Below are 24769 nucleotides of genomic sequence, written 5' to 3'. Positions count from 1 at the left end.
TCGACGATGAGTTCTGTTGGATCGACCACTGGCTCTGTTCCCGTATCTATTTGGTGATGGTGGTTCGCACGGGTTTCGTGCGTTTCTCCTTGACTGAAGTCGCATACACGTCGGCGTATTCCTGGCCGCCGAGGCGGTGGAGCTCGTACATGATCTCGTCGGTCACGGAGCGGAGGATGAACCTGTCTGATTCCAGTCCTTCGAACCTAGAGAAATCTAGTGGCTCGCCGATGACGATGCCAATCCGGCGGATCTTGGGGAGCTTCGATCCGATCGGCATCACGCGCTCGGTGTCGATCATGGCGACCGGGATGATGGGCACGTGCGCCTCGAGCACCATGCGCGCCACGCCGGTGCGGCCGCGGTAGAGCTTGGCGTCGGGGCTGCGGGTGCCCTCGGGGTAGATGCCGAGCAGGTCGCCCCTCGCGAGCACGCGGAGGCCCGTGTTGAGCGAGGCCTCCGAGGCCTTGCCGCCCGCTCGGTCGATGGGGAGCTGGCCGGAGGCGGTGAAGAACAGCTTCACGAGGAAGCCCTTGATGCCCTTACCGGTGAAGTACTCGCTCTTCGCGAGGAACGAGACCTGCCTGTCGACCACGACGGGCAGGAACACGGAGTCGCTGAACGAGAGGTGGTTGGAGGCCAGGATGGCGCCGCCCTTGGCGGGGATGTTCTCGAGCCCGATCACCCAGGGGCGGAAAAGGGTCTTGAGCACCGGTGCGATGAGCAGGTACTTGGCGAGGAAGTAGAACATGCCGGTCAGACGATCCCTGCGTAGTGGCGGGCGAGGTCGGCGGCGCCCACCACACCGGCGTCGTTGACGAGCTCGGCGATGGCGAACTCGGGCTCCGGGTGGTAACCGCGGGCCGGCAGCGCGTCGAGGAAGGAGGCGCGGATGGGGTCGAGCAGCAGCGAGCCCGACTGGGCCACTCCTCCGCCGATCACGAAGAGCTGCGGGTCGAGCACCGCGGCGAGGCTCGCGCAGGCCTGGCCGAGCCACCCGCCGAGGGTGCGCACGGCGGCCTGGGCGCCGGGATCGCCGGCCTCCACGAGCTGGGCCACGTGCATGCCGGTGAGACCGCCGTCGCGGTCGCGGAGGGCGGCGAGCTCGCGGCCGATGCCGCCCGCATCCGCCAGCTCGCCCGCGATGCGGAGGAGCGCGCGACCCGATCCGTACTGCTCGATGCAGCCGTGCGCGCCGCAACCGCACGGCAGACCGCCTGGCACCATGCGCAGGTGGCCGAGCTCGGCGCCCGCGCCGAAGCCGCCGCGGAAGAGCTTGTCGCCGCTCACGATGGCGCCGCCCACACCCGTGCCGATGGTGAGGATGACCATGTCGCTCACGAGCCGGCCTGCACCGAAGCGGAACTCGGCCCATCCGGCGGCGTTGGCATCGTTCTCGATGATGATCGGCAGGTCGATGCGGCGTTCGAGCTTCTCGCGGAACGGTTCGTTGCGCCAGCTGATGTTGGGTGCGTAGTAGACCGTGGACTGCGAGGCGTCGATGAAGCCGGCCGCGGCCACTCCCACGGCGGCCACGCTCTCGCCCTTGGCGAGCTCCCCCGCCACGAGGTCGTTCACCATCTGCACGACGGTGTCCTCGATGAGCTGCGTGTCGGTCGCGCTCGTGGGGCGGCGGTCGTGGGCCACGATCGTGCCGAGCTCATCGACCACGGCGCCGGCGATCTTGGTGCCACCGATGTCGATTCCGATGGCGCGCATGAGCCGGATCCTCTCGCCGTGATGGGAAAGGTGCCAGGAGTTGCCGCCGGAGCACCAAGTAGAGTGTAGAGGAAGTGAACTCGACCGGTACCGAAGGAGCTGCCGTGGACCAGTATTTCGTTCCCCCCGTCGTCACCGCCGACCCCCAGGCGAATGCGACAGACCTCTTGATCGAGAGGGTCAGACTCACCCCTGACGACGCGCTCTTCGCCGTGCCCGACGGCGCCGGCTGGCGCGACATCACGGCGGCGGAGTTCCTCACTCAGGTGCGCGCCGTGGCCAAGGGCCTCATCGCCTCGGGCATCGAACCCGGCGACAAGATCGGGCTCATGTGCAAGACGCGCTACGAGTGGACCCTCATCGACTTCGCCACCTGGTTCGCCGGTGCCGTGCTCGTGCCGATCTACGAGACCTCATCGCCCGCGCAGGTGCAGTGGAACCTCTCCGACTCCGGTGCCACGGCGATCATCGTGGAGACCGCAGACCACTTCGCCAAGTTCGACGAGATCCGTCCCGACCTGCCCGACGTCACGCGCGCGTGGCAGGTCGACCTCGGCGATCTCGACAAGCTCGCCTCCTCGGGAGGTGCGGTGTCCGACGACGAGGTCGAGCGCCGTCGCAACCTGGCCGTGGGCAGCGACCTCGCCACCCTCATCTACACCTCGGGCACGACCGGCCGACCGAAGGGCTGCGTGCTCACGCACTCGAACTTCGTGGAGCTCAGCCGCAACGCCGCCGTGGTCATGAAGGACGTCGTGGCGCCGGGCGCCTCCACCCTGCTCTTCATCACGACCGCGCACGTGTTCGCGCGCTTCATCTCCATCCTCAGCGTGCACAGCGGTGTGAAGGTCGGCCACCAGGCCGACACCAAGCAGCTGCTCCCCGCGCTCGGCTCGTTCAAGCCCACGTTCCTGCTCGCGGTGCCGCGCGTGTTCGAGAAGGTCTACAACTCCTCCGAACAGAAGGCCGAGGGCGGAGGCAAGGGCAAGATCTTCCGCGCGGCCGCCAAGGTGGCCGTCGAGCACTCCGAGGCCCTCGACGCCGGGCACGTGCCGCTCGGCCTCAAGGTCAAGTTCAAGCTCTTCGACCGTCTCGTCTACTCCAAGCTGCGCGCGGCCCTCGGCGGCCGGGTGCAGCACGCGGTCTCCGGATCGGCTCCGCTCGGTCACCGTCTCGGGCACTTCTACCGCAGCCTCGGGGTCACCATCCTCGAGGGCTACGGTCTCACCGAGACCACGGCGCCCGCCACGGTCAACCTCACCGACAAGTTCAAGATCGGCACTGTGGGCCCCGCGCTCCCCGGCGTCGGTCTGCGGATCGCCGAGGACGGCGAGATCCAGGTGAAGGGCGTCAACGTCTTCGCCGGCTACTGGCAGAACGAGGAGGCCACCGCCGAGGTGATGGACGGCGAGTGGTTCAAGACCGGCGACATCGGCGCGATCGACTCGGACGGCTTCCTCACCATCACGGGCCGCAAGAAGGAGATCATCGTCACGGCCGGCGGCAAGAACGTCGCCCCAGCCGCGCTCGAGGATCCCATCCGCTCCAACCCCGTGGTGGGCCAGGTCGTCGTGGTCGGCGACCAGCGTCCCTTCATCTCGGCGCTCATCACGCTCGATGCCGAGATGCTCCCCGTGTGGCTCGGCAACAACGGGCAGAACGCCTCGATGACCGTGGCGGAGGCCGCCGAGAACCCGGCGGTGCTCGCCGAGGTGCAGCGCGCGGTCGACTCCGCCAACGCGCTCGTCTCGCGAGCCGAGTCGATCCGCAAGTTCGTGGTGATCACCGACGACTTCACCGAGGCCTCGGGCCACCTCACGCCGAAGCTCACGATCAAGCGCAACGTGATCCTCAAGGACTACGCCACCGTCATCGAGAACCTCTACAACGCGGCCCCGGCCACCGAGGGCCAGTCCCTGGTCCACTAGTCACGCGCGGACGCAAGAAGAACGCCCCTCCACCAGCTGGTGCGAGGGGCGTTCTTCTTCGGGTCGCGAGTCAGCAGGATCGAAGTGTCTCGACAGCCGACCCGATGGTGGCTGTTCCGCCGAGGATGATGATCTTCGCGGGCTCGAGCCGCACGATCTCCTGGAGCACGGAATTCGGGACGCAGTTCGGCTGAACGAGGTAGACCGGGTTCTTGTCGCGACCGGCGACGGGCGCGGCACTCAGTGCATCCGCGAAGGCGGTGCCGCTCGCGAGGTAGACCGTGGGTGAAGCGGCGAATGCCGACTTGTTGATCGCCACCGCCGCCTCATAGCGATCAGCCCCGCTCGATCGGCTCACCGAGAACGACCGAGCGAGCGAGGTCTCGAGGGACTGACCGATCGAGGAGGTGCCTCCCGCGATGCGGATCTCCTTCGTGCCCAGTGCGGTCAGCAGTGCGGACTCCTCGGTCGAGAGTGCCGGGGCGGCACCGTTGACCAGCAGCACAGGGCCTCCGGCCGTCACGGCTGCGGGGGACGACGACAGAGCATCTGGGAACGTGGTTCCCGTCGCCAGGTAGGCGGTCGATGCGGTCGGGATGCCGAACCGGGCATCGCTGATCAGAGCACGGGAGACGGCATAGCGGTCCGCACCGCCGATGCGGGTGAGGGAGGCATCGTCGATCTCGCGCTTCAGGGACTCGAGGACCTCGTCTGAGACGGAAGCGGGACCGCCGACCACGACCACGTGATCCGGATCGAGGCGGTCGATCTCTGCGAGGGTCGCCGCAGGGACGGCGCCGCTCGACACGAGCAGGAGTGGTGCGTCGTTGAAGCCCGCGACCGAGCCGGCGCTCAGCGCATCGGGGAACTTCTCCCCGCTGGCCAGGTAGACCGTCTCGGCCTCGGTGAAGGTGCGGGAGACTTCGACCGCCTGCGCGTAGCGGTCGGCACCGGCGATGCGGGACACCGAGCCCGGCGTGCCGACCGTCATGGTGCAGTCGATCGTCTTCGGCCAAGCGTCTTCGAACTCCGCCTTCACGGTGAAAGAGAAGGTGCCCGTCGCCTGCGGCACACCCTGGAACAGGTACGGCTTGCGATCGACATTGCTGCCGACGAGCTCGACCCCACGAGGGAGGGCGCCCGCGATGATCGAGACCCCGCCGTCGCGATCGTAGGGTGACATCGCCGGGGTCGGCGCGATCGCGAGGCCCTGAAGAGCTTTGGGCTGCGGGCAGGCAGGCTCGTAAGGGTTCGCGAGCTGGGTGGCGTGGGCCGGCGACGCCACGAGCAGACCCGCGGCGACGACAAGGCAGGCACACGCGCCTGCGACGGAAGGACGGAGGAGCGAGGACAGAGGACTTTTCACGGGAGCCGCTTTCAGAGGTGTCAGGGACAGATGACACTCTGCGGGGAGCTCGGGGACGGGTGTGAGGAGTAGTTGCTACTCAGAACCAGGGGGACTCGCGCACCTGGCGCATGGCCTCGCGGCGCGTGGGCTTGTCGAGGCGGTCGAGGTAGAGCAGGCCGTCGAGGTGGTCGGTCTCGTGCTGCAGGGCCTGCGCCATGAGGCCCGTGCCTGAGACCTCCACGGGGTTGCCGTCGAGGTCGATGCCGGTTGCGCGCGCGAACGGGTAGCGGCTCGTCTTGAACCACAGGTCGGGCACCGAGAGGCAGCCCTCGTCCACGAGCTCAGGCTCCCCCGAGAGCTCCACGAGCACGGGGTTGATGATGTAGCCCACCTCGCCGTCGACGTTGTAGCTGAAGGCCCTCAGGTTCACCCCGATCTGCGACGCGGCCACACCGGCGCGGCCGGGCACCTGCACGCTGTCGACGAGGTCCTCCACGAGGCCCCGCACCCGGTCGTCGATGTCGACGACCGGGTCGGAGACGGTCTTGAGCACGGGATCGCCGAAAATGCGGATCTCACGAACGGTCACTGCTGAACTGCCTTCTTCTTGTTCACGCGTCGGGGGTGACGACCACGAGGAGGTCACCTGCCTCGACCTGCTGGGTGCTGGGGATGGCGAGGCGCGAGACGGTGCCGGCCACGGGGGTGGTGATGGCGGCCTCCATCTTCATGGCCTCGATGGTCGCGACGCTGTCGCCGGCGGCCACGGTGGCGCCCTCGGCGACCTTGAGGGTCACGACGCCGGAGAACGGGGCGGCGACCTGGCCGGGCCGGTTCGCATCCGCCTTCTCGGCCGCCTTGGTCTCGACCTTCACGGAGCGGTCGCGCACGTTCACGGGGCGGAGCTGGCCGTTGAGGGTGGTCATGACGGTGCGCTCGCCCTTGGAGTCGACCTCGCCGATGGCCTCGAGGCCCACGAAGAGCCGCACACCCGTGGAGATCTCCACGACGTGCTCGACGCCCTGGGTGAGGCCGTAGAGGTAGTCGACGGTGTCGACCACCGAGAGGTCGCCGAACAGGTCGCGCTGCTGCTCGAAGGTGCTCGTGGGCGCGGGGAACAGCAACCGGTTGAGGGTCGACTGCCGGGTGCGGGAATCGCCGGCGAGGCCCTCGCGGTCGCGGTCGTCGAGAGGGGTGACCCCCACGTTCACGGTGCGGCCCTCGAGCACCTTGGAGCGGAACGGCTCGGGCCATCCGCCCGGCAGCTCGCCGAGCTCACCGGCCATGAACCCGATCACGGAATCGGGGATGTCGTAGTTCTGCGGGTTCTCCTCGAAGTCGGCCGGGTCGGCCTTGACCGCGGCCAGGTGCAGCGCGAGGTCGCCCACGACCTTGGAGGAGGGGGTGACCTTCGGGATGCGGCCGAGGATCCGGTTGGCCGCGGCGTAGAGATCCTCGATGAGCTCGAAGTCGTCGGCCAGGCCGAGCGCGATGGCCTGCTGGCGGAGGTTGGAGAGCTGACCTCCCGGGATCTCGTGCCGGTAGACGCGCCCCGTGGGGCCCGGCAGCCCGGACTCGAACGGGCGGTACACCTGCCGCACGGCCTCCCAGTACGGCTCGAGGTCGCTGACGGCCGTGAGCGAGAGGCCCGTGTCGCGATCGGTGTGGGCGAGCGCGGCGACGAGAGCGGATGCGCTCGGCTGGCTCGTGGTGCCGGCCATCGGCGCCGATGCGACATCGACGGCATCCGCACCGGCGGCACTCGCGGCCAGCAGAGCGGCGAGCTGGCCACCGGCGGTGTCGTGCGTGTGCACGTGCACGGGCAGGTCGAACTCGCTGCGGAACGCGGAGACGAGCTTCGCGGCGGCGGCGGGGCGGAGCAGCCCCGCCATGTCCTTGATGGCGAGCACGTGCGCGCCCGCGTCGACGATCTGCTCGGCGAGCGTGAGGTAGTACTCGAGGGTGTAGAGATCCTCGGCCGGGTCGAGCAGGTCACCCGTGTAGCAGACGGCGACCTCCGCCACCGTGGAACCGGTCGCGAGCACGGCGTCGATGGCCGGACGCATCTGGGACACGTCGTTGAGGGCGTCGAAGATGCGGAAGATGTCGACACCGGTGGCGGCGGCCTCCTGCACGAACGCCTCGGTGACCTCCGTGGGGTACGGCGTGTAGCCCACGGTGTTGCGGCCGCGCAGCAGCATCTGGATCGCCACGTTCGGCAGCGCCTCCCGCAGCGTGGCGAGCCGCTCCCAGGGGTCCTCGCCGAGGAAGCGGAGCGCCACGTCGTAGGTCGCACCGCCCCACGCCTCCACACTCAGCAGTTCGGGGGTCATCCGTGCCACGTACGGGGCGACCGCCACGAGGTCCTTGGTGCGCACGCGGGTGGCGAGCAGCGACTGGTGCGCATCCCGCATCGTGGTCTCGGTGACCGCCAGAGCGGTCTGCGCCCGCAGGGCCGAGGCGAACCCCACGGGACCGAGCTCGAGCAGCCGCTGCCGCGACCCCGCCGGCGCGGGCGCCTGCAGGTCGATCGCCGGCAGCTTGTCGACCGGGTCGACCCCGCCCACACGCGGGCCGTGGGGCTGATTGACCGTGACGTCGGCGAGCCAGTTGAGGATCTTCGTGCCGCGGTCCTTCGACTGGTGCCCGCCGAGCAGCTGGGGACGCTCGTCGATGAAGCTCGTGCTGAGATCGCCCGCCATGAAGTCGGGGTCGTCGAGCACACCCTGCAGGAACGGGATGTTCGTCGAGACCCCGCGGATGCGGAACTCGGCCAGAGCACGCCGGGCCCGTCGCACCGCGGCCGGGAAGTCACGGCCGCGGCACGTCATCTTGGCGAGCATCGAGTCGAAGTGCGGCGAGATCTGTGCTCCCACGTCGACCGTGCCGCCATCGAGCCGCACCCCCGCGCCACCGGGCGACCGGTAGGCGGCGATCTTGCCCGTGTCGGGCCGGAAGCCCGCCGTGGGGTCCTCCGTGGTGATGCGGCACTGCAGAGCGGCACCGTGCAGCACGATGCCCTCCTGGGTCAGCCCGAGGTCGGCGAACGTGGTGCCCGAGGCGATGAGCATCTGCGACTGCACGAGGTCGACGTCGGTGACCTCCTCGGTCACGGTGTGCTCGACCTGGATGCGCGGGTTCATCTCGATGAACACGTGCTCGCCCGCACGCGGGCCGACCGTGTCGACGAGGAACTCCACCGTTCCCGCATTGACGTAGGAGATGGACCTGGCGAACTTGATCGCATCCGCGTGCAGGGCCGCCCGCAGCTCGTCCGAGATGTTCGGGGCCGGCGCGATCTCGACCACCTTCTGGTTGCGGCGCTGCACCGAGCAGTCCCGCTCGTACAGGTGCAGCGTCTCCCCCGCACCATCGGCCAGGATCTGCACCTCGATGTGACGAGGCCGCAGCACGGCCTGCTCCAGGAACATGGTGGGATCGCCGAACGCGCTGTCGGCCTCCCGCATCGCCGCCTCCAGGGCGCCGCGCAGCTCCTCCTGGGTCTCGACCCGGCGCATCCCCCGCCCACCACCACCGGCGACGGCCTTCGCGAAGATCGGGAACCCGATCTCGGCCGCTCCCGCCAGCAGCTCCTCGATGTCGCGCGAGGCGGGTGTGGAGCGCAGCACGGGCACACCGGCCGCGATCGCGTGCTCCTTGGCGGTGACTTTGTTGCCCGCCATCTCGAGCACGTGCTCACCGGGGCCGATGAACGTGATGCCGTTCTCCGCCGCCGCCTTCGCGAGCTCAGGGTTCTCCGAGAGGAACCCGTAGCCCGGGTAGATGGCGTCGGCACCCGACTCGAGAGCCACCCGGATGATCTCCGACACATCGAGGTACGCCCGCACCGGATGCCCGACCTCACCGATCTGGTACGCCTCGTCGGCCTTCAACCGGTGCATGGAGTTGCGGTCCTCGTAGGGGAACACCGCGACCGTCTTCGCCCCCAGCTCGTACGCCGCCCTGAACGCCCTGATCGCGATCTCGCCACGGTTGGCCACAAGAATCTTCGTGAACATCGAGACCTTTCGGGTGCACACGCGTACAGCGAACAGTTAGGTTCTCCAAGCCTAGTGAAGGTAACGTTGTCGACTGTGCATGTACTCAGCGTCTCATCCCTCAAGGGAGGCGTGGGCAAGACCACAGTGACGCTCGGGCTCGCGTCCGCTGCGTTCGCCAAGGGCTTGCGCACTCTCGTCGTCGACCTCGACCCGCAGTCCGATGTCTCCACAGGCATGGACATCCGCGTCGCAGGTCACCTGAACGTCGCCGACGTTCTCGCTTCTCCCAAGGAGAAGGTGGTGCGGGCCGCGATCGCCCCCTCGGGGTGGACGAAGGATCGCGGCGGCAAGATCGACGTGCTCATCGGATCGCCCTCGGCTCTCAACTTCGACGGGCCGCACCCGTCGATCCGCGACATCTGGAAGCTCGAAGAGGCTCTCGCCACGGTCGAGAACGAGTACGACCTCGTGCTCATCGACTGCGCCCCGTCGCTCAATGCGCTCACCCGCACCGCGTGGGCGGCATCCGACCGCGTCACGGTGGTCACCGAGCCCGGCCTGTTCTCCGTGGCCGCCGCCGACCGTGCGCTCCGCGCCATCGAGGAGATCCGCCGCGGCCTCTCCCCCCGGCTGCAGCCGCTCGGCATCATCGTCAACCGCGTGCGGTCGCAGTCGCTCGAGCACCAGTTCCGCATCAAGGAGCTGCGTGACATGTTCGGCCCGCTCGTGCTCTCGCCCCAGCTGCCCGAGCGCACCTCGCTGCAGCAGGCTCAGGGTGCGGCGAAGCCCCTGCACGTCTGGCCGGGCGAGGGCGCCCAGGAGATGGCCCGCAACTTCGACCTCCTCCTGGAGCGCGTCATGCGCACAGGCCGCGTAGGCGAATACGCCGAACTGAAGAGCTAAGACCTCGAAACGACGAAACCGCTCAGGATCCGAAGATCCTGGGCGGTTTTCGTTGTTCTACGGGAGGACTTCAGACAGCCTTGCGGGTGGCGCGGCGGGCTGCGAGTTCGTCGGTGGGGTCGAGGGCTACCGAGTCGAGTTCTACCAGGGAGGTCTCGACCTCGCGGAGGACCTTGCCCACGGCGATGCCGAAGACACCCTGACCGCGGCTCACGAGGTCGATGACCTCGTCGTTGGAGGTGCAGAGGTAGACGCTCGCGCCATCCGACATGAGCGTGGTCTGGGCGAGGTCGTTGATGCCGGCCTCGCGCAGCTGGTTGATGGCGGTGCGGATCTGCTGCAGCGAGATGCCGGTGTCGAGCAGTCGCTTGACGAGCTTGAGCACGAGGATGTCGCGGAATCCGTAGAGCCGCTGCGAACCGGAACCGGCGGCACCGCGCACGGTGGGCTCCACGAGCGCCGTGCGGGCCCAGTAGTCGAGCTGACGGTAGGTGATGCCGGCCGCACGGGCCGCCACGGCACCGCGGTAGCCGCTCGCGTCATCGAGTTCGGGGAGGCCGTCTGTGAACAGCAGCCCCTGGTAACGAGAATCGTCGTCCTTGCCCAGGTTGCTGTGACCTGTGTCGCTCATCAGGACCCTTCATCGTCATGACACGGGAATCGGGGCATCCGTTCCGTGAGTGCTTCTTCCACGCTATCGACCGCGACACCCCTGAGCAACGACATCACCCTTTCCGGGTGCGGCGTGTCGCCGTGGGAACCGGATCGTTACCTCACGGGTCGATGCGACCGAGCGCCGAGCGGATGAGACTGGAGCGCACGATCTCGAGCTGCCCCGCGATCTCGACCGCCAGCTCGGCCACCTTCGCCCGGCTCGACGGATCGCGGCGCCGTGCCACGGGCATGAGCGCGCTCTCGATGAGCCCGAGCTCGCGTTCCGCCGTCTGGCGGAAGCCGCGCAGGTGCCGGGGCTCGATACCGGAGCGCTGGAGCTCCACGAGGGCCTTGAGCACCACGAGGGAATCCTCGCCGTAGCTGTCGGCGGGGATCAGCAGGGAGGAGGAGAAGGCGTCCTGCACGAGCATGGGGGTGGCCCCGGCCGCACGCGTGAGGTCGTCGCGGCTGAGCCGCCGACCCGTCTGCAGGATGGACGCACCGTTGGCCAGACCCGTGCCCGGCATCGGCGGGTTGAGCCCTGCATCGACATCGGCCAGGTAGTCCTTGATGACGGCGAGCGGCAGGTAGCAGTCCCGCTGCATGGTGAGGATGAGGCGCAGCCGACTCAGGTCGTTCTGCGAGAACTTGCGGTACCCGGAGGGGGTGCGGGCGGGGTGCACGAGCCCGCGCTCCTCGAGGAAGCGGAGCTTCGACGGGGTGAGGTCGGGGAACTCGGTGGTGAGCTTGGAGAGCACCTGACCGATGCCGAGCAGCGGCGCCGGGTTGGAACCGGTCGCCGGAGAAGCGGCTGCCACTACTCTCCCGCTGCGGTCACCACGTCGATGCGCGATGGGTAGAACGTGAGGCGGAACTTGCCGATCTGCACTTCGGCGCCGTCTTCGAGCAGCGCCTCGTCGACCCGCACGCCACCGACGTAGGTGCCGTTGAGCGAGCCGCGGTCGCGCACCGAGAAGCTGTGGCCGTGCCTGGTGAACTCGGCGTGCCGGCGCGAGACCGTGACGTCGTCGAGGAAGATGTCGGCATTGGGGTGACGGCCGACCGTCGAGACCGTGGTGTCGAGCAGGAAGCGGGCACCCGAGTTGGGGCCGCGTCGCACGATGAGCAGGGCGGAGCCCGAGGGAAGGGCGGCGATCGACTCGAGCTCCTCGCTCGTGACACCGCCTTCGAGCGCGGCGAGCTGCGCCGCGAACTCGCCCGTGAGCGACATCGTGGTGTCTGCCCCGGAGGGGGTGACGGGGATGCTCGTGGTGTGATCGTCGTTCGTGTCGTTCATCGTCCGGCTGCCCTCCTTGCTCCCTCCAGCGTAGCCGATGGGGGCACCGCTCCGAGCCGGGATTTCCGTCTCGGAGCGACGGGTGTGCCCTACACTTCCAGCATGCTTCCGTTGATGGCGTCGGTGTGGGTTCTCGCCGCGAGCTGCCTCGTGGTGTGGGTGCTCTCGCTCGTCACGAGGGAGTACTCCTGGGTCGACCGGATCTGGTCCATCATCCCCGTCGTCTACGTCTGGATCTTCGCGGGAGCGGCGGGCTTCACCGACCTCCGCCTCGACCTGCTCGCCGTGGTCGTCACGCTGTGGGGCGCCCGGCTCACCTTCAACTTCTCCCGCAAGGGCGGGTACGCGCCCGGCGGGGAGGACTACCGCTGGGCCGTGCTGCGCGGGCGCATGCCGAAGGGCGCGTTCCAGCTCTTCAACCTGTTCTTCATCACGATCTACCAGAGCGTCATCCTGTGGCTCATCGCCATGCCCGCGTACACGATGTTCGAGAACCGGGCCACGCCCTTCACCCTGCTTGACATCGCGCTCGTGGCGCTCTTCCTCGTGTTCCTGGTGGGCGAGACCGTGGCCGACCAGCAGCAGTGGGATTTCCACCAATGGAAGAAGAGGGAGGTCGCCGCCGGTCGCGAGCCCCACCCGCGCTTTCTGCAGACCGGCCTCTTCCGCTTCTCCCGGCACCCGAACTTCTTCTTCGAGCAGGCGCAGTGGTGGGTCGTGTTCCTGCTGGGGGCGAGCGCGGCCGGCTCCGTGCTGCAGTGGACGGCGGCGGGGCCCGTGCTGCTCACCCTGCTCTTCATCGGGTCGACGGCCTTCACCGAGAGCATCTCGCGTTCCAAGTACCCCGAGTACGCGGAGTACACGAGAAGGACGTCGGCGCTCATCCCCTGGTTTCCCGGGAGAAGGAGCGCCGACGTCCCCGTCGAGGCCTAGCGGCGGAGCCGCAGGAGCCTAGTTGACCTCGAGCGGGTCGGCGCCGTTGCGGCCATCGGCTCCGCGGTCGAGCGAGGCGATGCTCGCGATCTCGGAGGCGCTCAGCGAGAAGTCGAGCACGTCGAAGTTCTCGGCCATGCGCTCCTTGTTGTTGCTCTTCGGGATCACGATGTTGCCCACATCGAGGTGCCAGCGGATGATCGTCTGCGGCACCGACTTGCCGTGGGCCTCCGCGATGGCGGAGAGCTCGGGCGAGTCGTTGATGCGGCCCTGACCCAGGGGGCCCCACGCCTCGGTGGCGATGCCCTTGCCCGAGGCGAACGAGCGCAGCTCGGTCTGCTGGAAGTCGACGTGCAGCTCGACCTGGTTGACGGCGGGCACCACGTCGGTCTCGGCGATCAGCCGCTCGAGGTGGTCGATGTTGAAGTTCGAGACGCCGATGGCCTTGGCGCGACCGGATTCGAGGATTTTCTCGAGCGAGCGCCATGCGTCGAGGTAGGTGTCCTTCTCGGGGGTGGGCCAGTGGATGAGGTAGAGGTCGACGTAGTCGGTGCCGAGGCGCGAGAGGCTCTTGTCGAAGGCCGTGAGCGCATCCGTCTGGTCGTCGTTCCACAGCTTGGTGGTGATGAAGAGGTCGCCGCGGTCGATGCCCGACTCCTTGACGGCTCGGCCCACGCCCTCCTCGTTGTGGTAGATCTTCGCGGTGTCGAGGTGGCGGTAGCCCACCTCGAGGGCGTCGCGCACGACGCGGGTGGTCTTGTCGGGATCGACCTTGAAGACACCGAATCCGAGCTGGGGGATCTGGGTGCCGTTGTTGAGGCCGACCGTGGGGACTGCGTTTTCCGTCATGCCCCAACCCTATTCGGGGCGGCTGCCGAGCGGGCGGCTAGTGCTCAGGATCGTCGGCCACGAGGCTCTGCACGATGAGGTCGAGCACCGCTTCGGCGTAGGCGTCGACGGCGCTCTCCGCCTCGTACTGGCGCGTGCGCCCGCGGATCAGAGCCGTGACGACGTAGAGGGTGGTGGGCTCCCCCTCGTCGGGCTCGAGCGGTTCCGCGGTGAGCGAACGGAACCCGTCGCGGAGGATCTCGCGCAGCTGATCCTCCCTCGGGAGCCACAGGGTGTCGGCCAGATCCACCGAGTCGAGGGCCCACTCCGTGGTGCCGTTGAAGCCGATGAGCGAGCCCGTGGGGAACTCGTGCACCTCCGCCGTCATCTCGCTGACCGTGAAGACCTCGTCGGCGTCGACCGCCTCGATCACGAAGGCGTCGCCCGAGCGAGGGTGCCAGCGCAGCCCGGCGGTGCGGAGGGCCCTGGCGAGTTCGACGGCGATCATCAGCCCATCATTCCAGCGTTCCGCGCACCCGCCTGCGCGGAAAAGCGGATCGTTGGCTAACGTGGAGGTGATCGGCTCCCCGATCGTCCCCGACGACAGAGACGGCACCGCAGACTGTGGCAATCGCGCGACGCACCTTCCTGGCGGGAGCGGTCTCGGCGCTCTCGCTCTCGGCGCTGGCGGCCTGCACTCCCGACTCCCCCGTGCCGCCCACCCCCACGCTGACCCCCACCGAGCTGCCGCCTGGGCCCGTGCCGAACCCCTCCGCCTTCTTCCGCAGCGCCTGGGCCGACGATCCGTTCTCCCTCGGCTCGTTCAGCTCGATGCCGGTCGGGGCCACGCCGGCCTCGCGCACGACTCTGCGCGAGACGGTCGGCACCCGCCTGTTCTTCGCGGGAGAGGCGACATCGAGCGAGTTCCCCGGCACGGTCGTGGGAGCCGCCGCCTCGGGCGAGTCCGTGGCCGAGCGGGTCGCCGCCGTGGCGCAGCCGGAGGAGCGGATCGGCATCGTCGGTGCGGGCCTCGCCGGTGCGACGGCCGCTCGCCTGCTGAGGGAGCAGGGGTTCGACGTCGTGGTCATCGAGGCGCGCGACCGGGTGGGCGGGCGCATCGACACCCGCGAGGCCGACGGCTGGCCGTTCCCCGTGGAGCTCGGCGCGGCATCCGTCTCGGCCGAGGGCCTCGCCGAGCTGCTGCGCCTCAACGACATCGACACACTCTCGCTCGAGTCCGACGCCGAGACGCGCACGGCCTCGGGTCTCGTGGTGCCGCCGAGCAGTGTGGGGCCCGATGCCGTCGCCCAGGCCGTGGCGTGGTCGAAGCAGCAGGGCTCCGACGCCTCGCTCGCCTCGGCGCTCTCCGCCTCGGGGGCCGACGCGGTCTCCACCGAGCCCGGCGCATCCGGGGTCTCACCGGCCGACGAGCTCGTGCACTACCTCGACACCGCGGTGGCCAGCCGCTACGGAGCGAGCCCGTTCGAGCTCTCGGCGAGCTACGGTCTCGACCGCCAGAGCCAGGGCGGCGGAGGAGCCGGGGGCGCGGGTCTCGCGGAGGGCACCCGACTCATCGTGGGCGGGCTCGACACCGTCGTCTCCACCTCGCTCGAAGACGTCGACGTGCTGCTCTCGAGCACCGTCATCCGCATCTCGCACACCGACGACGGGGCGAGCCTGCGCCTCGGCACGGGTGAATCCCTCTCGGTCGCCCGCGTGATCGTGACCGTGCCGATCGGGGTGCTGCAAGCCGGCACCATCGAGTTCGCGCCGGAGCTGCCCGAGTCGACGACCTCGGCCATCGAGGAGCTCGGCATGGGCTCGCTCGAGCAGCTCTGGCTGCGGTTCGACGAGCCGTTCTGGTCGACCGAGGCGACCGTGCTCTCGGTGGTCGACGAGACCTCCGAGATCGCGGAGTGGATCAACCTCATGCCGGCGACCGGTCAGCCGATCCTCATCGGCCTCACGGCGGCGGACGACGTGGCGGTCGCCCTCAAGCAGAACGACCAGGAGTTCCTCGAAGCGGCGCTCCAGACGCTCGTGCCGTTCGTGGATCCGGAGGCGACGTCGACGCCCTCCCCCACGACTCGGCCCACGGTCGGCGCCGGCTGATCAGCACGAGCAGGGCCATGAGGCCCGCGAAGAGCCCCAGGGCGATGCCGGAGTAGAGCGCGAACTCGAGCGGTCCGCTCACCTGGGCGGGGTCGAGGAAGAAGTAGGGGTACCAGCCCACCTCGGCGCCGCGGAGAAGTGTGAAGATGCCCCACACCACGGGGAACACGAGCACCACGGCCACCGAGCGCCAGCGCAGGCGCTGCCTGCCCACACCGAACAGCCAGTCCGCCACCACGAGCGGCGGCAGGTAGAAGTGCAGCACCTGGCTCGGCCAGGGCACCTCGATGCGGTAGTTGTGGCTGCCCGCTTGCGACACGATGAGGCCGAAGACGATGCCGGAGACCACGACGTAGCAGATGGTGGCCGCGCGCACGTTGAGCAGCAGCCGGTTCACCTCGCGCCCCCGCAGCAGCAGGACCCCTGCGAGGGCGAGCACGAGCACGTTGAGGAGGTTGCTCTGGAAGGTGAAGTAGCTGAAGTAGTTGATGGTGGAGAAGGTGCTGAACCCGAGCACGTAGTCGAAGTCGAACACGAGGGCCACCGCCCCGATGAGCGCGATCACGAGGCGTGCGATGCCGACAGCGCGCTGCGTGCCGGTCGAGATCATTCCTCCGAGGGTAGTCGCATCGCCTCGGACCGCCTGCCTGGCCGCCTGCCGGTCCGTCCCGGTGTCCGCCCGCCGTTGGGGCCCGCCGCTCCGAACACCGGGCATGACCTCTGAGGCGCTCATCGCCGCGACCGTCCTCACCCCACTCGGGCCGGTGACCGTGCGCTGCTCGGCGCGCCGGCTCGGCGACGAGGCCGTGGTGCTGCTGCACGGTGCCGCCGGATCGTGGACGACCTGGCTGCCCCTCCTCGAGGCCGCTCGCCGGCGTGGCGAGCCCCTGCACGACGTGGTGCTGGTGGATCTGCCCGGCTGGGGTGCGACACCGCTGCCCCCGCACGGTCGCTCGGTCGATGCCTACGGGCGAGCGGTCGCCGAGGTGCTGCGCGCCCTGGGCTACGACAGGTGGCACGCGGTGGGCCACTCGCTCGGCGGGGTCATCGCGCTGCACCTGGCCTCGATCGAACCCGCCGCGACGCTCTCGGTGGGGCTCGTCTCCCCCACGACCTTCAGCATCGCCCGTGCGGCACGGCATCCGGTGCGTGGTCTCCGCAGGGCGGCTCCCTTCGTAGCGCTCCGGGCCGCCATGATCACGATGGCGGCGCTGTCGCCCACCGGCACGGGGACGGCGAGGGCACTGGCCGCCTTCCGTCGCCTCCACCTGCTGCGGCCGATCTTCGCCCCGCTCTTCGTGCGCCCCTCACAGGTGCCCGCCGCCGTGCTCGAGACGCTCGCCGCCGAGGTGCGGCCCGCGGCCTTCGCCGCAGCGGCACGGGCCCTCGCGGACTACCGGCCAGGCGCCAGGTGGGCGGGCATCCGCTGCCCCGTGGTCTCGGTGCGGGGTGCGCGCGACGTGTTCGTGTCGGCGGATGACGATCGGATGCTGCGACGCACGATCGAGGGCGCCGTCACGCGAGTGCTGCCCGATGCGGGCCACTTCGCCCACATCGAGTCGCCCGACGCCGTGCTCGACGCGCTCGGGGCTCCGCTCGGCGGGATCAGGAGCGGTCGCGCAGGAGCGTGCGCCCGAGCGCGAGGGTGACCGCAGCCGCCACCACGCACCCGACGGCCACGAGGAGCAGGGTCGTGAACAGACCGAACGCGGCCTGCACGAGCGGGAACGCGAAGACCCCGATGGCCGCACCCGCCTTGCCCGCCGCCGCGGCGAACCCGGCTCCCGCACCCCGCGAGATCGAGTCGAACGCCACCGTCGGCAGCGCGAACGTGGTGGAGTTGGGCCCCGCGTTCATGAAGAGGTTGAACGCCGCGAAGCCCACGAAGAGCAGCCCGAGCTGCACGGCCGACCCCTGCGGCAGCGTGATGCTGAAGGCGAGCACCACGAGGCCCGCCGCCATCACCACGAAACCCCCGACCTGCAGGGTGAGCAGTCCGAACCGTCGCACGAGCAGCAGGGCCGCGAGGAAGCCCACCACGAGGAAGAGGTCGAGGAACGCGGCCCCCTCGGTGGAGACGATGTCGGCGCCGACCGTCTTGTCGGCGTTCGCCGAGGAGAGGGCGATCGACGCGATGATGGTGGGCGTGAAGACGCCGACACCGTAGGTGGCGATGTCCATGAAGAACCAGGGAACGCTCGTGAGGATCGTGGCCCGGCGGAGCGGTCTCGAGAACAGCGAGGTCTTCGGGATGTCGCGCGGCGCATCCGCGGGCCGCACGACGCCGGAGATGACGGGGGCGGGCAGCGGCAGCGCCGTGACCTCCCCGCGCTCGAGCGCGTCGACCGCGATCTCGGCGGGCGTCGACATGATCTCCTCGACCTCGACCCGGCGGCCCACGAAGCTCTGCAGCGAGAGCGCCGCCTCCTCGTAGCGCGAGGTGGAGGCGAGCCACAGGGGGCTCTCGGGCACGCCACGGCGCAGGATGACGATCACGATCGCGGGCACGACGCCGGCGGCGAGCATCCACCGCCAGGCATCCGGTGACGGATCGAGCGTGAACACGAACAGGCCCACGAGGGCCCCGAGCAGCTGGCCGACCGCCTGGAAGCTGAACGCGCCGATGAGCAGTCGGGATCGCAGCCTCCGCGGGGCGATCTCGGAGACGTAGCTCGCGCTGATGGGGTAGTCGGCACCGATCCCGACCCCGAGGAGGAAGCGGAAGGCGATGAGCCACCACACGCCGGGCGCGAGCGCCGAGGCGAGCGCGAACACCACGAAGAGACCGAGGTCGATGCGGAAGGCGAGGCGCCGCCCTATGCGGTCCGAGAGCGGCCCCATCACCGCTGCACCGACGATGGCGCCCAGGATGGCGGCCGAGCTGATGAGGCCCGTCTCGAGCGGACTCGTCGACCACTCCGCCACGATGAGCGGGATGGCGACGCCCATCACGAAGAAGTCGAAGCCATCGAGCATGATGCCGAGGCTCGAGAGCAGCCAGACGCGACGATGCGACGAACCGAAGCTCAAGCCGTCGAGCAGTCGCTGCATCGAGGATTCCGCCATGGCTGGATTATGGTGCACGCGGGGGAAGCGTGGCGGGGGCGCCCGGTTAATGGGGGGTGAACTCGGCCGAGGTGCGACCTCGGCCGAGGGTGAGCCCCGTCACCGGTCCCCGCCGCCCGCCCCGGTCAGTCGGCCAGGAGGAGGTAGAGGGCCTTGCGGGCCTCGTCGATCTTCTCGGCCGCCTGCGCGCGCTGCTCGGCAGTGGCCGCGAAGCGGAACTGCTGCACGACCCCCAGGAACTTCGTCACGCTCGCGTGGAACTCGCCGTCGGCCTCGGACTGGCCGGCCGTGGCCTCCCAGGCGCTCGAGAGCTCCTCGGCGTGCTCGGCCACGTAGCCGCGGCCCGCCTCGGTGAGCTCGAACTCGGTGCGCTTGCCGTCTCCGGTGGGAGCGATGAGCTCCTCGTCGACGAGCTGCTGGAGCGTGGGGTAGATGGAGCCGGGGCTCGGGCGCCAGACCCCTCCGGTCTTCTCGGCGATGGCCTTGATGAGGCCGTAGCCGTTCGAGGGCGACTCGGCGAGCAGCGAGAGGATGGCCGAACGCACGTCTCCGCGGTTGGCCCTCCCCCGGCCGCCCGGGCCGAAACCGGGGCCGAAACCGCCGAACCCGGGGCCGAAGCCTCCGAAGCCGGGGCCGCCCTGTCGGCCTGCGCCGTGACCGCGGGGGCCGCGGCCGTAGGGGAAGAAGGGATGGTCGTGCTGGTTGTGGATCTCTGGATGGCGTTTCATGTCGCATCCGCCTTTCTGTCGTGAACGATAAGCCAACGATATATCGGCGCAAGTCATCTGTCAATAGGTCTGCGATATATCGTTGGGCTTTCCGAGAAGGAGATCTAGAATCGCCCCATGCACGAGGAATCCTGGGACCGCACGCCCATCGAGCCGCAGAGCGTCAACGCTCCCCTGTCACGCGCCGCCGTCTTCCTGGTGGTCACGATCGGCGACTCCGTCGAGGCCGCGGCGCGGGTGCGCTCGGTGATCGCCGACATCGGAGGGCTCGTGCGCGCGGTGGGCTTCCGCGACCTCGATGCTCACCTCTCGTGCAACGTGGGCATCGGATCCGACGCCTGGGACCGCTTGGGCCAGGAGGCCAGGCCCGCGCAGCTGCGACGGTTCTTCGAGGTGCGCGGTCCGGTGCACACCGCCCCCTCGACCCCGGGCGACCTGCTGTTCCACATCCGGAGCGAACGGGGCGACCTCACGTTCGAGCTCGAACGGCTGCTGCTGCAGAAGCTCGGCGATGCCGTGACGGTCGTCGACGAGGTGCAGGGCTTCCGCTACTTCGATGCGCGTGATCTGCTGGGCTTCGTCGACGGCACCGAGAACCCCACCGGGCCGGCCCTCGCGAACTCCTCGCTCGTGGGCGGCGAGGATCCGGCGTTCGCGGGCGGCAGCTATGTGGTGGTGCAGAAGTACCTGCACGACCTCACCGCGTGGGGTGCCCTCGGCACCGAGCAGCAGGAGCGCATCATCGGCCGCACGAAGGCCGACAACGTGGAGCTCGACGACGAGCCTGGCGAGCGCAAGTCACACAAGGCGCTCAACACCATCACGGATGCGAACGGCGTCGAGCACGACATCCTGCGCGACAACATGCCGTTCGGGCGGCCGGGTGCCGGCGAGTTCGGCACCTACTTCATCGGCTACGCGCGGGAACTCTGGGTGATCGAGCAGATGCTGCGGCACATGTTCGTGGGCGATCCGATCGGCTCGTACGACCGCATCCTGGACTTCTCGACGGCGGTCACCGGGTCGACGTTCTTCGTGCCCTCGAACGACGTGCTCGAGGCGCTCGACGACTGAGCGGCGGTCTCGGTGGCCCGGCTCAGCGGCCGGGCCCAGCGGCCGGACTCAGCGGCCGGACTCAGCGGCCGGGCTCAGCGGCCGGCGCGGAACCCGTGACCGCGGTGCGTCGCCGGCAGGTGCGGCCCACCCCCGGGGAACAGCCGCTCACGCAGCGTCGCGACCGGCTCGCCGTCCTCCGGTGCCGGAGCCGCGAGGCCCCGCTCCCGCAGCACGGGCAGCAGCAGGTCGATGAGGTCGTCGTAGGTGCCCGGGGTCATGTGCGGCTGGATCAGGTACCCGTCTACATCCGTCAGCTCGGCGAAGCGCTCGATCTGGTCGGCGACCTCCTCGGGCGATCCCACGAAGACGCTCCCGTTGATGCCCGTGCGACGGAAGTTCTCGAGGATGTCGCGCACGAGCGGCGCGGGCTTGCCGTCCTTGCCGAGATACCGCTCGAGGTTCGACTGGCCCATCTCGGTGCTCTTCTGCGGAATGGGCAGATCGGGATCGAGCGCGAGCAGATCGACCCCGGTGTTGCCCGCGTAGATGGCGGCGGCGCCCTCTGGGCTCGACATCGCGAGCATCTCGGCGTGCTTCTGCCAGGCCTCCTCGCTGGTCGGGGCCGTGATGAAGAGGGCGCCCACGAGGATCCTGATGGCATCGGCCGGTCGGCCCTCCTCCACGGCGCTCGCACGGATGCTCGCGACGTTCGCGGCCACGACCTCGGGCTCGCCGCCGCCCACGAACACGGCCTCGGCGTTGCGCCCGGCGAAGCGGCGGCCTCGACCCGAGGCGCCCGCCTGCACGAGCAGCGGGGTGCGCTGCGGTGACGGCGGCAGGTTGAGGATGCCGTCGGTGCGGTAGTACGGCCCCTCGTGGTGCACCATGTGCACCTTCGCGGGGTCGGCGTACACGCCCGTCGCCTTGTCGCGCACGAGGGCGTCGTCCTCCCACGAGCCCTCCCAGAGGGTGAGGTCGACGTCGACGTAGTCCTCCGCCATGTCGTAGCGCAGGTCGTGGGCGATGAGCTCCTTGCCCATGAGCGCGGCCGCGGTGGCTCCCGACGATCCCGTGACGATGTTCCAGCCGATCCTGCCGTCGGTGAAGTGGTCGAGGGTCGCGAAGCGCCGCGCATTGGCGGCGGGCGGCTCCACGGTGGTGGAGGTCGTGAGAATGAAGCCGAGGCGCTCGGTGGCGGCCGCGAGGGCCGAGATGAGGGGCATCGGATCGCCGTGCGGGATGCCGCGCCCCTCGCGCACGGCGGCCTCGAGCAGTTCGCCGTCGAGGGCCGGGAAGCCGTAGCTGTCGGCCAGGAAGAGGAAGTCGAGGCCGGCCTCGTCGAACTTCTTCGCGAGCGCGATCCAGTGCGAGAGCTTGGTGAAGTCGGCCGACCGGTCGTCCGGGTGCTGCCATGCCGACCCCACGGTGCCGTTGGGGCCGATGTACTGGAAGATGCCGAACGTCAATGCACTCATGCTGCAGTTATCCCACACCCACTTTTCGGGGGTGTTTCGAACGTGCGTCGCGCGCCCCCTCGGAGGCGCATCCGGGTGCTACGGGCAGCGGGCGAGGGTGCCCACGGCGGGGGTGAGCGAGGCGGTTCCGCCGAGCAGCGTGACCTTCGACACACCCCACTGCGAGAGCGCCTCCCTCGTGGTGGCCGGGACGCAGTCGCCCCGCACCACCAGCAGAGGGGCGCCCTTGCCCGCCGCGAGCACTCCGCCTGCGAGCGCATCCGGGAAGTTGAGCCCCGTGGCCAGGTAGGCCTCGGTCGCGGTGGAGAAGTACTGCTCGTTGATGTTCACGGACGCCTCGAACCGGTCTGCACCACCGAGCCTCGTCACGCGCGCCGAGCCGTACTTCGCCTTCAGCTGCGCTTCGATCGCCGGTGAGACGGAGTTGGGACCGCCGGTGATGGTGATGTCCGTGACACCGAGCTCGTCGAGCAGCGCGAGGGTCTTCGGGTCGACCGAGGGGTTCGTGCCCGGGATGAGCAGCACGGGTGCGTCGACGCTCGCGGCGGCGCTCGTGGCGCTCAGGGCATCGGGGAAGGTGGCACCGGTGGCGATGAAGGCGCGGGTGGCCGCGTCGAACTGGCCCTCGACGATCGCGCGGGAGGCCTCGTAGCGGTCGGCGCCGCCCTGCCGCACCACGTTCGGGGTGATGGTCCTGAGCTCGTCGAGCACCGCCGCCGAGACCGAGTTCGGGCCGCCGACGACCACGATCCGCGAGGGGGCCAGGGTCTGGATCGCCTGCTTCACCTCCGCCGGGAGCGCGTTCTGCGTGGTCAGGAGCAGGGGGCCGCCCGCGTCGGCCGCCGCGGCGCCCGCACTGAGCGCGTCGGGGTAGTTCTGGCCGGTCGCGACGTACACGACCTCCGCGGCCCCCGGATACGCCGCCTTCGCGATCTGCACCGCGTTGGAGTACCGATCGGGTGCCGAGATGCGGGCGGAGACGCCCACCGTGAGAGGGGCGTTGAGCAGGTGGTAGCTGATGGTCCTGGCGCCGGCCCAGAGACGGTACGAGCCCGGCGCGGTGCTCGACGGGAGGGAGACGCTGCCGGAGATGGTGCCGTTCGCGGCGGCGGTGAGGGTGCCGAGCTGCACGGCCCGGGCAGACGGCGAGTGGAGTGCCACCACGACGGTCTCGCCCGCTGCGTAGCCGCCGCCTGAGACCGTGATCGAACCGCCCGGGATCGCGAGACCGTCGGTGGTGAAGCCCAGCGAGGGGTCGCCGTTGAAAGGCTCGCCGTCGCCCGCCACGAGCAGGTACTTGCCGATGGCGCCCCCGGCCAGGATCCTGAGCACGTCGGTGGCAGCCCATCCCGAGGGCAGGGTGGCCGTGGTGGTGACGGCACCCTCGCCGTCTGCGACAGCGGTGACGGGTGCCGTGGCGGTGCCCGCGAAGTCGCCGCTGGAGTCGTAGCGGGTCTGGTTCGCGAGAGCGACGGTGACCGTCTCGCCTGGCGTGAAGCCCAGGGCGCTCACCGTGATCGGAGCGCCGGCGGTCAGGCCGCCCGGCGTGTACCACGTCCAGGCGGTGGGGCTGTTGTAGATCGTGGAGGGAGCGGAGGGTCTGACGGTCAGCGGCAGCTCGAAGGTGGGGCCCGAGGTGCAGCTCACGACCACGCGACCGGCGACGGGCGAGCCTGAGCCGAGCGGAAGCGGGTTGAAGTCCCTGTCGACGAAGGAGTACTCCCGCACCTCCCAGAAGTTCTCGCCGAACCCCGAGGTCTCGAGCGGGGTCCTCGTGCCCGTGGCAGTCTCGACGAATTCGACTCCGCTCACGGAGGTGCATCCGGTGGCTCCCACGAACTGCACGGCGATCTCTCCACCCGCCTTCACCCAGGGCGCGCCGAGGTAGACCCCCGCGGGGATCGGCGGCGGGGCGGGGGCCGCCTGAGCGGGCGCGGCGAGAAGAGTGCCGGCCACGATGAGGGCCGTCGTGAGCGCGATCGCCGATGCCCTCCGTGCGACCGTGCGGGTGAGAGCGTGGGCTCGGGAAGCGGACACGTGTGACCCCCTGGCGATGTTGACGTGCGGCACCTCGAGTGTTCCAGAACCCTCGCACCGTGCAGCATCCCCCTTAGAGGGGCCACCCTTCGGAAACGCACCGCGTTAAACGACGAAAGCCGCCCGGAGGCGGCCTTCGTGTGGTGGACCCGAGGGGATTCGAACCCCTGACCCCCTGCATGCCATGCAGGTGCGCTACCAGCTGCGCCACGGGCCCAGATGCTGTTTCATTTCTGGGTGTTTCTCCGCTCTCGCGGAAACAACTTGTTTAGATTACTACATCTCCGGAGTGGTTCTGAACACTCACGCGTCGGTCGCTGTGACCGACAGGGGAACGACCGGGCAGTCCTTCCAGAGGCGCTCGAGGGAGTAGTACAGGCGGTCCTCCTCGTGGAAGACGTGCACCACGAGGTCGCCGAAGTCGAGCAGCACCCAGCGGCCCTCGGAGAGCCCTTCGCGCCGGATGACCTTCGTGCCCGCGTCGGCGAGACGGTCGATGATCTCCTCGGCGATCGCCGTGACGTTGCGCTCGTTGCGACCGGAGGCGAGGAGGAACACGTCGGCGAGGGGCAGCGGGCCCGACACGTCGAGTGCCACCAGGTTCTCGGCCTGCTTGGAGTCGGCCGCCTCGGCGGCGAGCTGTGCAATGTCGATCGAGTGGGTTGTGGCGGTCACGAAGACTTT

22 protein-coding genes and 1 tRNA gene are annotated in these 24769 nt (G+C 69.4%); 6 read left to right on the top strand and 17 right to left on the bottom strand.

Annotation, left to right across the window (positions count from 1 at the left end; all coding sequences use genetic code 11):
- Positions 1–46 precede the first annotated feature (46 nt).
- Positions 47–751 (bottom strand): lysophospholipid acyltransferase family protein, encoded by a 705-nt coding sequence (locus ACEXQC_RS01725; RefSeq protein ID WP_374817720.1) that lies wholly within the window; start codon positions 749–751, stop codon positions 47–49.
- Between the two features lie 5 nt (positions 752–756).
- A complete protein-coding gene (locus ACEXQC_RS01720; RefSeq protein WP_374817719.1) occupies positions 757–1719 on the bottom strand; it encodes an ROK family glucokinase in 963 nt (320 codons plus the stop codon).
- Positions 1720–1823: 104 nt separating this feature from the next.
- Here ACEXQC_RS01720 and ACEXQC_RS01715 point away from each other — a divergent pair, with 104 nt between their 5' ends.
- Positions 1824–3647, top strand: a complete 1824-nt coding sequence (locus tag ACEXQC_RS01715; RefSeq protein ID WP_374817717.1) for an AMP-dependent synthetase/ligase — start codon at positions 1824–1826, stop codon at positions 3645–3647.
- A gap of 70 nt (positions 3648–3717) precedes the next feature.
- On the opposite strand, the gene ACEXQC_RS01710 is transcribed toward ACEXQC_RS01715, so the two are convergent.
- From ACEXQC_RS01710 to ACEXQC_RS01700, 3 genes are all read right to left on the bottom strand, one after another.
- A complete protein-coding gene (locus ACEXQC_RS01710; protein ID WP_374817715.1) occupies positions 3718–4830 on the bottom strand; it encodes a cell wall-binding repeat-containing protein in 1113 nt (370 codons plus the stop codon).
- A gap of 262 nt (positions 4831–5092) precedes the next feature.
- Complete coding sequence (def, locus tag ACEXQC_RS01705; protein WP_374817713.1) at positions 5093–5584, bottom strand: peptide deformylase; 492 nt, start codon at positions 5582–5584, stop codon at positions 5093–5095.
- A gap of 22 nt (positions 5585–5606) precedes the next feature.
- On the bottom strand, positions 5607–9014 hold the full coding sequence (locus tag ACEXQC_RS01700; protein WP_374818830.1) for a pyruvate carboxylase: 3408 nt from the start codon (positions 9012–9014) through the stop codon (positions 5607–5609).
- 75 nt (positions 9015–9089) lie between these two features.
- Between ACEXQC_RS01700 and ACEXQC_RS01695 the strand changes: the two genes are divergently transcribed.
- Positions 9090–9899, top strand: a complete 810-nt coding sequence (locus ACEXQC_RS01695) for a ParA family protein (protein WP_374817711.1) — start codon at positions 9090–9092, stop codon at positions 9897–9899.
- Between the two features lie 70 nt (positions 9900–9969).
- Here the strand turns inward: ACEXQC_RS01695 and ACEXQC_RS01690 are convergent, their stop codons facing one another.
- The 3 genes from ACEXQC_RS01690 to ACEXQC_RS01680 form a co-directional block, all read right to left on the bottom strand.
- Positions 9970–10530, bottom strand: coding sequence for a MerR family transcriptional regulator (locus ACEXQC_RS01690; RefSeq protein ID WP_374817709.1), 561 nt, complete (start codon positions 10528–10530; stop codon positions 9970–9972).
- Positions 10531–10672: 142 nt separating this feature from the next.
- Positions 10673–11371 (bottom strand): transcriptional regulator FtsR, encoded by a 699-nt coding sequence (gene ftsR / locus ACEXQC_RS01685; RefSeq protein ID WP_374817707.1) that lies wholly within the window; start codon positions 11369–11371, stop codon positions 10673–10675.
- Positions 11371–11850 carry an FHA domain-containing protein gene (locus ACEXQC_RS01680; protein WP_374817705.1) on the bottom strand — a complete coding sequence of 160 codons (480 nt, stop codon included), beginning with the start codon at positions 11848–11850 and terminating at the stop codon, positions 11371–11373. Before ACEXQC_RS01680 ends, ftsR begins: the two co-directional genes overlap by 1 nt.
- A 102-nt stretch (positions 11851–11952) precedes the next feature.
- Between ACEXQC_RS01680 and ACEXQC_RS01675 the strand changes: the two genes are divergently transcribed.
- Positions 11953–12783: a DUF1295 domain-containing protein gene (locus tag ACEXQC_RS01675; protein WP_374817703.1), complete on the top strand. Its 831-nt coding sequence runs from the start codon at positions 11953–11955 to the stop codon at positions 12781–12783.
- A gap of 18 nt (positions 12784–12801) precedes the next feature.
- On the opposite strand, the gene ACEXQC_RS01670 is transcribed toward ACEXQC_RS01675, so the two are convergent.
- Together ACEXQC_RS01670 and ACEXQC_RS01665 are read right to left on the bottom strand one after the other, a co-directional pair.
- Positions 12802–13632 carry an aldo/keto reductase gene (locus tag ACEXQC_RS01670; protein ID WP_374817701.1) on the bottom strand — a complete coding sequence of 277 codons (831 nt, stop codon included), beginning with the start codon at positions 13630–13632 and terminating at the stop codon, positions 12802–12804.
- Between the two features lie 37 nt (positions 13633–13669).
- Positions 13670–14119, bottom strand: a complete 450-nt coding sequence (locus ACEXQC_RS01665; RefSeq protein WP_374817699.1) for a pilus assembly protein CpaE — start codon at positions 14117–14119, stop codon at positions 13670–13672.
- 116 nt (positions 14120–14235) lie between these two features.
- Between ACEXQC_RS01665 and ACEXQC_RS01660 the strand changes: the two genes are divergently transcribed.
- A complete protein-coding gene (locus tag ACEXQC_RS01660) occupies positions 14236–15723 on the top strand; it encodes a flavin monoamine oxidase family protein (protein WP_374817697.1) in 1488 nt (495 codons plus the stop codon).
- On the opposite strand, the gene ACEXQC_RS01655 is transcribed toward ACEXQC_RS01660, so the two are convergent.
- On the bottom strand, positions 15605–16333 hold the full coding sequence (locus tag ACEXQC_RS01655) for a Pr6Pr family membrane protein (protein ID WP_374817695.1): 729 nt from the start codon (positions 16331–16333) through the stop codon (positions 15605–15607). The genes ACEXQC_RS01660 and ACEXQC_RS01655 overlap by 119 nt on opposite strands.
- A 103-nt stretch (positions 16334–16436) precedes the next feature.
- Between ACEXQC_RS01655 and ACEXQC_RS01650 the strand changes: the two genes are divergently transcribed.
- Positions 16437–17372 carry an alpha/beta fold hydrolase gene (locus ACEXQC_RS01650; RefSeq protein WP_374817693.1) on the top strand — a complete coding sequence of 312 codons (936 nt, stop codon included), beginning with the start codon at positions 16437–16439 and terminating at the stop codon, positions 17370–17372.
- Here ACEXQC_RS01650 and ACEXQC_RS01645 read toward each other — a convergent pair.
- Complete coding sequence (locus ACEXQC_RS01645; RefSeq protein WP_374817689.1) at positions 17329–18789, bottom strand: MFS transporter; 1461 nt, start codon at positions 18787–18789, stop codon at positions 17329–17331. The genes ACEXQC_RS01650 and ACEXQC_RS01645 overlap by 44 nt on opposite strands.
- A gap of 125 nt (positions 18790–18914) precedes the next feature.
- Complete coding sequence (locus tag ACEXQC_RS01640; protein WP_374817686.1) at positions 18915–19517, bottom strand: PadR family transcriptional regulator; 603 nt, start codon at positions 19515–19517, stop codon at positions 18915–18917.
- 117 nt (positions 19518–19634) lie between these two features.
- On the opposite strand from ACEXQC_RS01640, the gene ACEXQC_RS01635 reads away from it, so the two are divergent.
- Complete coding sequence (locus ACEXQC_RS01635; RefSeq protein ID WP_374817684.1) at positions 19635–20591, top strand: Dyp-type peroxidase; 957 nt, start codon at positions 19635–19637, stop codon at positions 20589–20591.
- Positions 20592–20665: 74 nt separating this feature from the next.
- Here ACEXQC_RS01635 and ACEXQC_RS01630 read toward each other — a convergent pair whose 3' ends face one another.
- The 4 genes from ACEXQC_RS01630 to rsfS form a co-directional block, all read right to left on the bottom strand.
- On the bottom strand, positions 20666–22048 hold the full coding sequence (locus tag ACEXQC_RS01630; RefSeq protein WP_374817682.1) for an NtaA/DmoA family FMN-dependent monooxygenase: 1383 nt from the start codon (positions 22046–22048) through the stop codon (positions 20666–20668).
- 78 nt (positions 22049–22126) lie between these two features.
- The gene (locus tag ACEXQC_RS01625; RefSeq protein WP_374817680.1) at positions 22127–24085 is read right to left on the bottom strand and encodes a cell wall-binding repeat-containing protein; all 1959 of its coding nucleotides are present in this window, start codon (positions 24083–24085) and stop codon (positions 22127–22129) included.
- A 141-nt stretch (positions 24086–24226) separates the two neighbouring features.
- A tRNA-Ala gene (locus ACEXQC_RS01620) sits at positions 24227–24302 on the bottom strand.
- An 86-nt stretch (positions 24303–24388) separates the two neighbouring features.
- The gene (gene rsfS, locus ACEXQC_RS01615; protein ID WP_374817677.1) at positions 24389–24760 is read right to left on the bottom strand and encodes a ribosome silencing factor; all 372 of its coding nucleotides are present in this window, start codon (positions 24758–24760) and stop codon (positions 24389–24391) included.
- Between the last annotated feature and the right edge of the window lie 9 nt (positions 24761–24769).

It is taken from the genome of Herbiconiux liukaitaii, from assembly GCF_041927495.1.
GTDB lineage: Bacteria > Actinomycetota > Actinomycetes > Actinomycetales > Microbacteriaceae > Herbiconiux > Herbiconiux liukaitaii.
This window is presented reverse-complemented; position numbering and strand designations above follow the sequence as displayed.